The organism is Zeaxanthinibacter sp. PT1 (assembly GCF_028464225.1).
Lineage (GTDB): Bacteria > Bacteroidota > Bacteroidia > Flavobacteriales > Flavobacteriaceae > Zeaxanthinibacter.
In genome coordinates, this window is sequence record NZ_JAQPCN010000004.1 from 28,317 (window position 1) to 41,767 (window position 13,451).

At 44.7% G+C, this 13,451-nt stretch carries 11 protein-coding genes and 1 other RNA gene; 3 read left to right on the forward strand and 9 right to left on the reverse strand.

Annotation, left to right across the window (positions count from 1 at the left end):
• Positions 1–15 precede the first annotated feature (15 nt).
• The 3 genes from PP178_RS11290 (at position 16) to rny (ending at position 2,172) form a co-directional block, all read left to right on the forward strand.
• Positions 16–312 carry a cell division protein ZapA gene (locus PP178_RS11290; protein ID WP_272594457.1) on the forward strand — a complete coding sequence of 99 codons (297 nt, stop codon included), beginning with the start codon at positions 16–18 and terminating at the stop codon, positions 310–312.
• 53 nt (positions 313–365) lie between these two features.
• Positions 366–472, forward strand: a non-coding RNA gene (gene ssrS / locus PP178_RS11295) — 6S RNA.
• A 131-nt stretch (positions 473–603) separates the two neighbouring features.
• Entirely contained in the window at positions 604–2,172 is a 1,569-nt protein-coding gene (gene rny, locus PP178_RS11300) for a ribonuclease Y (RefSeq protein ID WP_272594458.1), read from the forward strand.
• Positions 2,173–2,238: 66 nt separating this feature from the next.
• On the opposite strand, the gene PP178_RS11305 is transcribed toward rny, so the two are convergent.
• The 9 genes from PP178_RS11305 to PP178_RS11345 all read right to left on the reverse strand — a co-directional run bounded on the left by PP178_RS11305 (position 2,239) and on the right by PP178_RS11345 (position 13,428).
• Positions 2,239–3,510: a hypothetical protein gene (locus tag PP178_RS11305; protein ID WP_272594459.1), complete on the reverse strand. Its 1,272-nt coding sequence runs from the start codon at positions 3,508–3,510 to the stop codon at positions 2,239–2,241.
• A 124-nt stretch (positions 3,511–3,634) separates the two neighbouring features.
• Entirely contained in the window at positions 3,635–5,080 is a 1,446-nt protein-coding gene (locus tag PP178_RS11310) for an amidohydrolase (protein ID WP_272594460.1), read from the reverse strand.
• Between the two features lie 73 nt (positions 5,081–5,153).
• Positions 5,154–6,440 (reverse strand): sensor histidine kinase, encoded by a 1,287-nt coding sequence (locus PP178_RS11315; protein ID WP_272594461.1) that lies wholly within the window; start codon positions 6,438–6,440, stop codon positions 5,154–5,156.
• 241 nt (positions 6,441–6,681) lie between these two features.
• Complete coding sequence (locus tag PP178_RS11320; protein ID WP_272594462.1) at positions 6,682–6,972, reverse strand: circadian clock KaiB family protein; 291 nt, start codon at positions 6,970–6,972, stop codon at positions 6,682–6,684.
• A 12-nt stretch (positions 6,973–6,984) separates the two neighbouring features.
• Positions 6,985–8,433: a circadian clock protein KaiC gene (gene kaiC, locus PP178_RS11325; protein WP_272594463.1), complete on the reverse strand. Its 1,449-nt coding sequence runs from the start codon at positions 8,431–8,433 to the stop codon at positions 6,985–6,987.
• Positions 8,434–8,594: 161 nt separating this feature from the next.
• Positions 8,595–10,628 carry a DUF349 domain-containing protein gene (locus PP178_RS11330; protein ID WP_272594464.1) on the reverse strand — a complete coding sequence of 678 codons (2,034 nt, stop codon included), beginning with the start codon at positions 10,626–10,628 and terminating at the stop codon, positions 8,595–8,597.
• Positions 10,629–10,753: 125 nt separating this feature from the next.
• The gene (locus tag PP178_RS11335; protein WP_272594465.1) at positions 10,754–11,485 is read right to left on the reverse strand and encodes a shikimate dehydrogenase family protein; all 732 of its coding nucleotides are present in this window, start codon (positions 11,483–11,485) and stop codon (positions 10,754–10,756) included.
• Entirely contained in the window at positions 11,478–12,497 is a 1,020-nt protein-coding gene (locus tag PP178_RS11340; RefSeq protein WP_272594466.1) for a DUF368 domain-containing protein, read from the reverse strand. The genes PP178_RS11335 and PP178_RS11340 overlap by 8 nt, the downstream gene beginning before the upstream one ends.
• Positions 12,498–12,510: 13 nt before the next feature.
• Positions 12,511–13,428, reverse strand: coding sequence for a DUF368 domain-containing protein (locus PP178_RS11345; protein WP_272594467.1), 918 nt, complete (start codon positions 13,426–13,428; stop codon positions 12,511–12,513).
• Positions 13,429–13,451: the final 23 nt, after the last annotated feature.

A 13,451-nucleotide genomic window follows, 5' to 3' on the forward strand; every position in this document is an offset into this window, starting at 1 on the left:
TGACATCTCGAATATATGGCAGAGAAGCTTAAAATAAAGCTTTCTATAGCGGACAGAGTATACCCTTTGACCATCGATCCAAATCAGGAAGAGGGGTTGCGTAAGGCAGCTAAGAACATTGAGCAACTCGCTAAAAAATTTGAGCAGAATTACGCCGTGAGAGACAAACAGGATGTCCTGGCCATGTGTGCCTTGCAGTTTGCCTCGAAAATCGAGCAGCGCGGAATAGAAAATCATGAAGACACTAAGGACGTTACAGAACGACTGAAAGCACTGAATGACCTTGTGAATTCTCACTTAAGCATAAAATAAGTTCTTTTACATACGTAAAGTTACTGCCCACATTGGTAATTTATTTTTGACAAACTCAACACTAATTAGTTTAAAAAGGGTGAGTTTAGGTTGTAAAAGCAAGCCTTCTAGAAAGGATCCTTGATCAGCCTGTTAGCCCTAAACCTGTTTATCGGAGTTTGTACAAAACTTCCCATCAATGTGGGCTTTTTTTGTTTAGCGCTCAAAGGTTCACTGCCATTTAAAATGCCGGAGGCAAGCGGTACAATAGTATTCCCTTCAGAGATGTGGGGGCAAACAAAACAAACTAAAATGGATATTACTACAATTATTATCGGAGTGCTGGCAGGGTTGATCCTCGGGTTTCTCTTGGCTAAGTTGATAGAGAAAGGCAAGGCTTCCAAGACCATAGCCAATGCAAAAAAAGAGGCTGCGGAAATTCTTAAAGATGCTTCCAAACAAGGGGAAAACGTTAAGAAGGATAAGATCTTCCAGGCAAAAGAAAAATTCCTCGAGCTAAAAGCGGAACATGAGAAAGTGATCATATCTAAGGATAAGAAGATTGCCGAGGCCGAGAAACGCACTCGTGATAAGGAGTCCCAGATCAGTAACGAACTGGCAAAAAGCAAGAAACTAAACGATCAGCTGGAACAAAAGATCAAAGAAGTTGATCACCGTTCCGAATTTATTGAAAAGAAACAATCAGAGCTCGATAAACTACACAAGAGCCAGGTACAGCAGCTAGAGGTCATCTCCGGCCTTTCAGCCGAAGAAGCTAAAAGCCAGCTACTGGAATCCCTGAAAGAAACAGCGAAGACCGACGCTATGGCTTTTATGCAATCCACAATGGAGGAGGCTAAATTAACGGCGCAGCAAGAAGCAAAGAAAATCATTATTAATACGATCCAGAGGATAGGTGCGGAAGAGGCCGTTGAAAATTGTGTCTCTGTCTTTAACCTGGAATCGGATGACGTTAAAGGTAGGATCATCGGCCGGGAAGGCCGAAACATCCGCGCCCTGGAAGCAGCTACTGGTGTAGAGATCATCGTTGATGACACCCCGGAGGCTATTATTCTCTCTTGTTTTGACTCCGTCAGGCGAGAGGTGGCCAGGCTTTCCCTACACAAACTCGTTACGGATGGAAGGATTCACCCGGCCAGGATTGAAGAAGTGGTACAGAAGACTGAAAAGCAGATAGAGCAGGAGATTGCTGAGGTGGGGAAACGAACCGTAATAGACCTTGGGATCCATGGTCTTCACCCGGAACTGATCAAAGCCGTAGGTCGCATGAAATACCGCTCTTCATACGGGCAGAACCTATTACAGCATTCGCGAGAGGTAGCAAAACTTTGTGGTATAATGGCGGCCGAATTAGGCCTGAACCCTAAAATGGCTAAAAGAGCAGGACTGTTACACGATATCGGGAAAGTTCCGAACTCCGAAGCCGAAGTAGAAATCCCGCACGCTATCCTGGGCATGCAATGGGCCGAAAAATATGGTGAAAAACCGGATGTGTGTAATGCCATAGGTGCTCACCACGATGAGATTGAAATGAAAACATTGATTTCACCTATCGTTCAGGTCTGTGATGCGATCAGCGGTGCAAGACCGGGCGCGAGGAGACAAGTACTGGATTCCTATATCCAAAGATTAAAAGATCTAGAAGATATTGCCTTTGGTTTCGGAGGTGTACAAAAAGCTTATGCTATCCAGGCAGGGAGAGAGTTAAGAGTGATCGTAGAAAGTGAAAAGGTGAGCGACGAGAAAGCTTCTCAGCTCTCGTTTGAAATCTCTCAAAAGATTCAGACCGATATGACCTACCCGGGGCAGGTTAAGGTGACAGTTATCCGTGAAACGCGGGCAGTGAATGTTGCCAAATAAGATTGAGCACTAATTTAATGTAAAAGCGAGCTGTTCAGCTCGCTTTTTTTATTCTGGCAAATGCAATCAGTGACATTCAAAACACGGAAGCAATTTTGTACCTGCCCGGCTATCCTCTGAACCTTTCAGAGGTTCGGTTATAGGCCCCATTTCCTGTATGGCCTCGTAAAAGGATTGGGCTAATTCCTGTAGATGATCCCGCCTGGAGATCACTTTCTCAGTGATCTCCTCCTCGTTGAGACGGCGTATATTTTCCGGCCAGCGGGCAAAGCATTCCCGGATGGCTTCATCGGTAAGCTTATTTTGCAAATACCTGGCCTCTTGCAGGAAGACTTCCCGCGGAATTTTGAGGAGGAAAAATCGATCGAACTCCATAACAAGCCCGGGCATATGATCAACTTCTTTGTCATGAGGTTGCACCTTAGGCAGGAAGTGACGATTAGAGATGAGCGTTGGTACTATCCCTCCTAAGTGAAAGAATGCGTTATCCCTGTCCCCGGGCAGGGGAGTGGCGAAATATCCTTCAGGAGTATCCTGTACCACCCAACCCCATTGTTTGGCATGCCGGTCCCAGTCCCCGATGAGGAGGTCAAATAAACGTGCCCTTACCAGGATAGGCTTGTTGATCTCTACCGGTCTTGCCGATTCTACCTTGAGTTCCTGAAGATCCTCGGTATCCAGGATTTCTACTACATCTTCCAGTGAAGTCCAATTGGTTAGGCCCTCCGTTTCGTACTCCAGCAAGAAAAGCCGGTTCCCGTATTTTTTATTCAACGATCCCAACAAGGGCTGATTTGGCACAAAATAGACCTTTGGATGGGTGTGTAAAAGCCCGACTTTCTCAGCCAGTGCTGCAACGACGATGGCGGCATAAGGATGCTGCGCACTTACCCCGTCTATGATGATGTTTTTCAGTCCCAGTTTCTCAGCAATATCCGGGACCAGGGGCTCCGGGTTCTTGGTGATACTTCTCAGGGAATACCTTACCCCGGCCGGAGATTCAATTTCTAATGAGTGCGTCTGCTTACCTCCACCTTCTTCGATGATCTTCATGCCCCCCATAAGGGTATCCAGGTATACTATAGGTACGGTAACCGGGCTGGCCCAGGCTTCACGATACTGCCTGCCCTGCATTAATTTTTTAAGACCATTGGCCTTATAGAGGTCTGTGGCCATCAGTGTGACCGAATCGTATTTCCTGAAGTTGATATTTTCTGACGGGTCGGGATCCAGGATAACACTCCTGGCTTGCACCTCAGAGGTGCTGTGAAGTGAGAGATATAATAAGCCTATAAATAAAAGAATGACGATCAGAAGTATCGCAATAATTTTTTTCATGCCCCCGGTATATTTTGTACCATACTACTGTAAATACTCTAGAAATACGGGTGTTATCCCAAATTGTTTTGGTCTTGATAGTTAATCCGTGAGTATTATGCTTTCTTACTTAAGGATCACTGAACTAATCATTCCTTGGCGGAACCGGTGGTGGGCCGTCGGGCAACATGGCCTTCCAGGTCTCATCGCCTTTTCTCCTGATAAATTCTTCACGGATCTCTTTTCTGATCGTATCGTTTTCAAAAAGGTCTACCATAGTCAGTCCTAAAGTTTTTGCGGCAAAGAGCATACCTTTGTGACCGATACTCATGCCCCCGCAGGCAACGACAACCCAGGAATGCCAGGGAGATTTATAGGGTGCTGTGGTGGCCAACAGGGATATCTCCGGAACAATGTAACTGACATCTCCTACATCTGTTGAACCTCCTCCCTGTAATGCTTTATGGGGTTCAAGATCCTGGATTTCTCCGTCCAAGCCTTGTGGTTCAATTCCATAGGACTTCATGATAGCGTCCGCAAATGCCTGTTCATCGGCCGTATAAGTGATAGGACCTACCAATTCCATATTTTCCTGTAATACTTTGGCTCCCCTTTCATTCACCAATATCTCGTAAAGGCCATTGTTGAGGCTAACTTCTTGTTGTACCCCGGCCATCAGTGCCGCTCCTTTGGCAATCTCCTTCATCCGTTCCGACACTTCTGCAACCCCACTTCTTTTAGAATCCCTGATCCAGATCCATACGGCTGCTTCTTCCGGGATTACGTTGGGCACGTCTCCGGCTTTAGTATATACGTAATGCATGCGTACAGTAGGCTTTACGTGTTCCCTGAGCGCATTGATTCCTGTTGTAAAAAATTCTGCAGCGTCTAGGGCACTTCTCCCATTCCAGGGATCTGCAGCGGCATGGGCACTTTTACCTTTAAAGGTGACCGTATAATCAGTTACGGCCTGTGAGCTTTGTGTCCCTGCTTTATTCTGGTAATCGGGGTGCCAGTCCAGGCAGACATCGAGATCGTCAAAGAGCCCTGCCCTGGCCATATAAACTTTACCCGCCAGGTCTTCCTCCGCCGGGGTTCCATAAAACCGGATAGTGCCTTGTAATTCCCCCTTTGCTATCAGTTCCTTGATGGCAATTGCAGCTCCAAGGCTACCAGGGCCAAACATATTATGGCCACAGCCATGACCTGCGGCACCCGGTTTTAGCGGAGCTTTTTCTGGTGATGCCTGCTGGGATAAACCGGGTAAGGCATCATACTCGCCCATGATCCCTATAACCGGGGTTCCACTACCGTAAGAAGCGATAAATGCAGTAGGTATTTCCGCTACACCTCTTTGTACCTTAAAGCCATTTTTTTCGGCATAATCGGCCAGGATCTCTGCGGAGCGGTATTCTTTCATTGCCGTTTCAGCATAATTCCAGATAGAATCACTCATCCGGATCAAGGATTGTTGGTGGTATTCAACGGATTTCAGAATGGCCTGCTTCTTGGGTGAAATGTTTCCCTGGGACATAACAGCAGTGGTGCAAAGACAGAAAAAGACGATGATTTTTGGTATAGGTAAGTTCATAGGAATAGAATTGTCCTATCAATGTTACGAATTTTTTGCCACTGAAACGCAAAGGAGTAATGCGGGGGGCAGGCTAATTTGTGGGGAACCAAATGCTGAAGGTAGCACCTTCACCTAGTTTTCCATCTGCATGGACCAATCCATTATGGTTTTCCACGATTTTCTTAACAATAGCCAGGCCAATACCAGTGCCTTCATACTCGTCCCTGCTGTGAAGTCGCTGAAATAATTCGAATAGCTTATCGCTGTATTTCTGTGAAAAACCGACCCCGTTATCAGAAATGCGAAGGTTGCAATAGTAATCTTTCTTAGGGAGTTTTCTTAAACCATCCGGTCGCTGAGAATGTATCTCACTCTGAATCCGGATATGGGGTGTTCTTCCGGGAACCGTGAACTTTAAGGAATTGCTGACGAGGTTCAGTATTAACTGCTTGAATTGGAATGGAATTACTTCGGCTTCGCAGAGCTCACCAACTTCGATCACTGCCCCCGCTCTCTCGATCTTCATGTGCAGATCGTTCAGCACCTCGTTGACAATGTCGTTCATGTCTGTCTTCTCGTAAACCTTGTTTTCATTAGAAGCCCGGGAATAATCCAGAAGGTCTTCAATTAAGTTCTGCATCCTTGTAGCGGCCTGCGTAATCCGTTGAAAGTAATCTTCACCCCGGCTACTCAGGTTAGATGTTTCTTTATCTTCTATTCGAGATATGAAGGTCTGAATCTTTCTAAGGGGTTCTTGTAGGTCATGGGAGGCAATATATACAAAGGAAGCCAGTTCCTTGTTGGTCGTGCTGAGTTCCTTGTTTTTTAATTTCAGGTTCTGTTGGTACTGCAGGATTAGTTTTTCCTTATTTTTAAAATCGGTGAGATCGGTCATGATAATCCCTATGGTCGATAATTTAGGTTGCAGTGATGTCATGGAAACCAGCGCTGGTCTTCGCTCTTGGCCGACTCGTAAAAACACTTCACCCTTGGCCTGTCCCCTAAGTGCTTTTTTAAACATATGCCTGAACTTTTCACGTGAATCAGGATGTATAAAATCGAACAGTGAATTACCTACGATCTTATCTCTACTCAGGTTAAATACTTTTAACAGGTGAGGGTTAGCAAAAGAAATAATTCCGTCTTCAGTAACATTTAAAGCACCTTCTCCTATCTCTTCTACGAGTACACGGAAGGCGTGATCCCCGGATTGCAGGGTGAAAATCTCGGACTCTTCATTGGTTTTATTATTAATCGCAAAAGCATCGACTTCTCCAGATTTGATCGCATTTACCAATTGGTTAGACTCCTCCAACCGAATTTCTAATTCCTGGATGCGTTCTATCAATCGATCTCTTGAGGTATTTTTTTTCGTCATTTAATATAGAATGAAGAAATTTTTAAAATTACAACTGCACTTGGTCTTGGAGTATTCGGTCTGAACTGCTGCCGGAGGGGAAAGAGGAAATCGTATAAAAAGGAAAGTAAGTCGTTTTTAATCGAGGGTACTTGTGGTGAAGTGAAATTAACCAGGGTAAAGCAACCCCCTTCCGGTGAAATACCGGCACAAAATTGGTGGGCTAAGGCCCGATAAAATCCTTTTATTTTACTCAGTAAGCTCATTTATCAAGTGGTCTGATATTGAGACCAACAAGCACTTTCTCCTCATTAGAGAGATCTCCAATAATCTTCCTAAGCGGTTCCGGCACCCTTCTTACCAAAGTTGGTATGGCAAATATCTGGTCTCCTTCAGCTAATTGTGGATTTTCCAGCAGGTCTATAATTTCAATATTGTAATTGTCGGTAAGGTGCTTTTTACAATATTTAGTAATGTTTTCTAAAGCAATTACCGATTTAGGAGTTTGCCCCGCTATGTAAAGGCGTAATTCCCATTTTTTTTCTTTTTTCATGGATTACCTAGATTAATTGGTCGTATCGGTCATTTGTTCTGTTGGTATGGTAAACCGAAACCCGTTATCCGTGATCATAAATTCCTGGGCTTCGGGGTCATGGCCCATTCCCCGGGCTTTTACAATTCTCATGGTCCGGTGCTGTCTGCGGTTCTTCCGGTTATTATTCAGGTCGATCCAGGCGTCAGACAATGATGAAATGGCCTCCACCGTCAGGTCTCCTTTATCCTTAAAATTAGATTGTGTCAATGCCGTAAATACCGCATTGATCTGCTTGTTCTTTAAAGTGTCTAACAAACGGATTAGCATTGCCCGCACTTCGCTACTGCTTCCGATGGTGATAAGACTGCTGATGGGGTCCACGATAACCGTCCTGGGTTTAATTTCCTCCAGGGCATTGTAGAAACGGATCAGGTGCATTTCCAACCCCTGTAGTGATGGCCTGGATGCTTTAATATGCAGCAGTCCTGAATCCAGATGTGGTTTAAAGTCGATCCCGATACTTTCCATATTCCGGACCAGTTGTTCCGGTGATTCTTCAAAGGAAAAAAATAATACCGGTTCCTGCCTGGCTATCGAGGCCATAGCAAAATGAGCTGCCATTATAGTTTTGGACGTTCCGGCAGATCCGGTGATGAGCGTACTGCTGCCACGGTAAAAACCGCCGTGATCCAGGGAATCATCCAATTGTGTTAACCCGGTAGAAACAATCTCCCTGGACGAGCCATAGGTGAGATTCAACGATGTTACCGGGATCACTGATATTCCGTCTTCGTTGATAAGAAATGGATATTCGTTGGTACCATGCATGGAACCCCGGTATTTCACAATGCGCAACCTACGGGTCGCAATCTGGTCTATAACCCTGAAATCGAGTAAAATTACACAGTCAGAGACATATTCTTCCAGCCCCTGCCTCGTAAAGCTTTGTTTCCCTCGCTCCCCGGTGATCACGGTGGTAACACCCTTCTCTTTAAGCCAGCTGAAAAGCCTCCTCAACTCGGCTCTCAGGATGCCATAATTTTCAATCCCGCCAAACAGTGCTTCAACCGTGTCTAATACCACTCTTTTGGCACCTACACTATCAATAGCGTGGTTCAGCCGTATAAAGATGGCTTCCAGGTCAAATTCTCCCGTTTCCTCTATCTCTGAGCGTTCTATGCGTACATGATCTACCTTGAGTTTTCCGGATTCCTGTAATTCATCCAGGTCAAAGCCCAGGGATTTTACATTCATACTCAGATCATTGGCAGTTTCTTCAAAACTCATAAAAACTCCCGGTTCATCATGCTTCAGAATACCGTTAACCAGGAACTGTACGCCAAAGAGAGTTTTACCGCACCCGGCACCACCACATATCAGTACTGGTCTCCCGGAGGGGAATCCTCCCATCATAATCTCGTCCAGGCCATTAATACCTGAGGGAGTTTTGGGGAATTGATCCTTAGAATTTTCAGTCATAGGCTGCGTCTTACGCTGTTGGAAGTACAAAAATAAGTACGGAAGTGGAAAAAAGTTGTTTGGTTTTGAAGGAATTGTTAACCCATAAAGCACTGCCGTGGACTTTTCCTACAAAACAACCGTAGGTGAAATAATAGCGAGGAAAGCAGCTTACCTATTCCTTATTCTTCAGAATCATCTGATTCTTCATCTTCGGATTCCGCTGCGCGTATCAGGTCGTTCTGTAAGATATTCAGTTTCTTTAACTTGGTCTTCCATGTAGCAAGGGCCTCTTTGTGCCTTTCAATGTTCTGCACTACTTCCTGGACCAGGGGATTGCTGTCTGTAGCCCCTGAAAAGAACTGCAGGTTATTTTCTAATTGGCGAATTTCATCTTTGGCATCAGAGATCTTTCTCCGGATAAAAGTGCGTTCTTTATAGAGCGCATCTTCATCTTCGGTTTTTGCCAGTTGCTGAATCTTATTCCCATACTTGAGCAGTTCTGCTTCTTGCTGGGAAATATCCAGTTTCCTGAAGAGCGCATCAAGGATCTTATTGAACTTATTGGTAATTCCTTTCTTATTGAAAGGGACCCTCCCATGAGACTTCCATTCTGTAACAAAGCCTTTAATGGTTTCTATATCCTTATCCCGGTCCCCGGATAGGGTGAATTCTTTCAATTGCTCCAGGCAAGCACTCTTCTTCTCGTAGTTTTCAGCCTCTTTTTTATGATCTTTATTCTTCCTGGCATGTAAGCGGTCAAAATAATGGTTACAGGCTGTTTTAAAATCTTTCCAAATGCTATCCGAGTATTTCCGTGGAACATGGCCGATTTTTTTCCATTCGTTCTGTATCCGTTTCATCTCCGGGGTGGTCTGCTCCCAATCCTCACTGTCTTTCAGTTCAACGGCCAGGGCTAAGAGCGCTCTTTTCTTATCCAGGTTTTCCTGCTGCTCTTTTTTAAGGTTCTTATAATAGGCATTCTTATTCCGGTTAAAGCCACGGACCGCGGTCTTAAATTTAGACCATGTAGCCTCATTGACCTTCTGGGGGACCTTACCGGCTTTAAAGAAGGCTTCCCTTAAGGATTCCACTTCTTTGATCTGCTGCTGTATAGCCCTATGGTTGTTGGCGACATTTTCAGCTATATGAGCTATTTTTGCAATGAGTTCCTCCTTCTTTTCCAGGTTTTTTTCATAGACTTTATCAAGCTCCTTGTAGTGATCTTGCCTTCTCTGGTGCATAGCCTTGGTAGCTGTACTGAATTGCTCCCAGATTTTTTCCCGGTGTTCCTGGTCAACAGGTCCAATATCTTCCTTCCAAATTTTATGAAGGGTCTGCAGTTCCCGGAATGCCTTATTCAGGTCTGGTTCTTCAGCGAGCTTTTCGGCCCGTTCAATAAGTTTTAATTTTTCTTCAAGGTTGTGCTTAAAATCCAGATCTCGTAATTCCCTGTTCAGGTGTAGGAAGTCATAAAAGATTTCGATGTGGTGGTGATAGGTGCGCCAAACATCGTTATAACTGCTTCGCGGTACCGGGCCTGCATTGCGCCAGCGCTCCTGCAACTCTTTGAAGTTTTTATAGGTAGTATTAATGTCCTCCTCTACATTGACCAGGCTTTTAAGCTCTTCAATGATCTCCAACCTGTTTTGAAGGTTAGTCTTTAAATTCTGTTCAAGGTTTTTGTAATACTGATTTCGCTTTTCCCTGTAATCGGCGTAAACCTCGTTAAACTGCCGCTTGGTAACCGAATTGTATTTAAAATCGATCTCGTTTCCACCTTTACTGATGAAATCCTCTTTCTTCTCTTCCAAGAAATCCTGGAATTTAAGGTCAAATTCGGTTTTTATGCCCTCCACATGTTTCCGGATGGCCTGTACTTTTTCGTTACGAACCAGGCGCTGGAGTTCTCCCACAAGATTTTCCATAGACATCTCGTGGTAGTCCAGGATAGGAATATGATGCCTTTGGTGATTATCCTCGTCCTCAGCATCTTCTGCGTTAGATTCGTCTATTTCTTCCTGTAGTTCACTGTCATTCGACTCATCGGAAGCAAGCTGCTCTTCGGCATTTTCTTCGTTTAAAGTGTCCTGAGAATGCTCCTTTTCGGGTAAGTCTTCAGTGCTTTTCTCCTGGCTTGTTTCGGTGCCGGTAGTTCCTGATTTTTCGTTTCCCCCTACAGCATCCTGTAGTTTGTCCTTCTGCTCTTCCAACATAATCTGGATGTTTAAAGCGCCTCATTAGTATGATTGCTTATCTAAGATAATAACAAGCCCGCACTCTGCAAAGGTATAGGAAAAACTTTTTATCTATCCACGGTGTCGGGTTAAGGCAATGGGTTTCACATATTCCAGATCTGCCAGGCTTTTTCAGCCTGCAGTTTCAACATTTCATAGCCATTGAGGGTGGTGGCCCCACCTTCTTGTCCGGCAGCCATAAAAGCGGTGATTTCAGGGTTGTAAATCAGGTCAAATAAAAGATGATGCTCTCCAATAGCTTCGTAGGGTAACTGGGGCTTACGTTCTACTTCCGGGTAAGTACCCAGGGGGGTGCAATTGACCAATAAGGTGTTTTCGGAAATGATCTGTTGGTCTAAGTCTGCATAATGGAATTGACCTTCCTTTGGGTTTCGGGAAACATACGTATACGATAAACCTAGCTCATCAAGTACGTAGGCAACAGCCTTAGAGGCGCCCCCGGTTCCTAAGATCAGTGCATTTTTGTGATTTGATTTTAAATGGGGAAGCAGGGAAGCCCTGAACCCATAAACATCCGTATTATAACCCATGGTACCCTTTGCCGTGAATTTAATGGTATTAACGGCCCCGATTTTTTTGGCTTCGGGATCCACTGAGGATAATAAGGGCATTACTGCTTCTTTATAGGGGATGGTAACATTGAGACCTTTGACATTACCGGGATTCTTCAGTAAAGTCTCGAGTTCTGAAAGTTCAGGCAAGTCAAAATTAACATAGTGATGATCTGTCAGCCCTAAGCGGCTAAACTTCTCCGAGAAATATTTCCTGGAAAATGAATATTCGATGTTTTTTCCGATCAGACCAAATTTATGCATCACCCTTCCTGTTTTTCCCGTACCAGTCTAGTCCGAGGAGGATTAGTACTCCTAAAATAATAAATAGTACAGCCCACCAGGTCTCGGCCAATGCCGGGTCCGGGAAGTATCTTTCGTAATTTAGTATGATGGGATCACCATTAGAATCGTACATTATGTTCCCTTCTGCACTGGTCTGTATAACCGTTTTTTTCCAGGGCCATACCACTCCCAGTGAGCCTGTAATGAAACCGATGATGACCGCTGTGGTCACATGCTTATAATGTTTTAAGACATAACCGAGCAGGTGGGAAAGCGAAACCAGGCCCGTTGCTGAACCAGCTGTAAATACCGCGAGTATTTGTAGCGTATTTAATCGTTCCCGGTCCTGTACAAAACTAAAATCACCTCCTAGGATTTCGGCAAAGGTGTCGTACAACGCATTGACCGAATCTACGAGGAGCAATACATAGTTGCCAAGAAGGATAAGAATAAAAGATCCCGACAGTCCGGGTAAAGTCATCCCTGATACACTGATGATACCACAGAGGAAAATGAAAAAGAGGTTATCGTTCTCTGTAGCCGGATTTAAAAAACTGATAGAGATTCCTGCTAATAACCCAATGATCCCGGCCATGACGGTCTTCCTGTTCCAGTGTTCAAAATCTTTTGAAATAAAATATATAGAACCAATGATCATCCCAAAAAATGAAGCCCAGACAAACAGTTCTTTGGTCTCCAGGAAATAATCCAGCAATTTGGATACACTGAAATAACTTACCAGCATACCAAAGATGATGAGGCTGAGAAAAGGCCCGTTGATATACCTGTAGAGACTTTTGAATCTTCCGCCTAATAGCAGTTTAAAAGCCTTGAGGTTGATCTTTTGCAGGGAATAGATGAATTCTTCATAGAAACCTGCGACAAAAGCTACGATTCCACCGGAGACACCGGGCACCTTGTTGGCAGCACCCATACACATTCCCTTGATGAATAAGAAGAACCGGTCTGATATTGTCCTGGGTTCGTACATAGGGGCAGATGGCTTAATTTCGGGCTGCTAATTTTTCGAGTATAAAAATAAGGGAAAAACCAAGGATAGCCAGTGCAATTGCAAAAAGGAGTTGATTGTCCCCGCTATAGGTCATCGGGGATACATTCTGTTCGGCAACGGCAACGACCTTATCACCGTATACTTTTGTTTGCAGCACCTCTTTCCACGGCCATATCTTATTGAGACTGCCTAAAATAAAACCGGTCAACAGTGTAAGCGTTAAATCCTTATAATGGCTGAACATCCATTTAAGGACGCGCGCAAAACTGAGTATGCCGAAGATCGCTCCGATCCCAACGGTCATGATCAGGCCCAGTTCTCTTTCGTGAACGGCATCCAGAACTGTCTTATAGGAACCTAAGAGTACAAGAATAAATGCGCCTGATATCCCGGGAAGGATCATCGCACAGATAGCCAAAGCCCCCGATAAGAACAAGAATGGCAGGTTCGCCGTATCTTCTATGGGTGGGAGTGAAGTGATATACCAGGCCAAAGCTGCACCTGCAAGCAGGAAGAGGATCTTGGCCAAGGTCCATTTTTCAATAGCCCTGGCGACGATTATTACACTGGCCAGTACTAAGCCAAAGAAGAACGACCATAAGAGTATGGGTTGATTCTCCAACAGCCAGCTGATCATCTTGGCTAAAGAGGCTACACTGATCAGGATACCGGAAAAAATGGCTAACAGGAAACCTCCATTTAGTTGGCGCCAGAAAGCCATAAAACCGTTCTTGCGCCAGGTGCGGAACAAAGAGAGGTTAATATTATTAATCGAGGTGATAAGTTCTTCGTAGATACCGGAGATAAAGGCAATGGTTCCTCCGGATACTCCGGGTACTACATCGGCGGCCCCCATGGCCATTCCTTTTAAAATTAATACGGTATACTGAATGCGGTTTCGTTCTCCCATAAAAAATAAAAAACAAAAGTAGT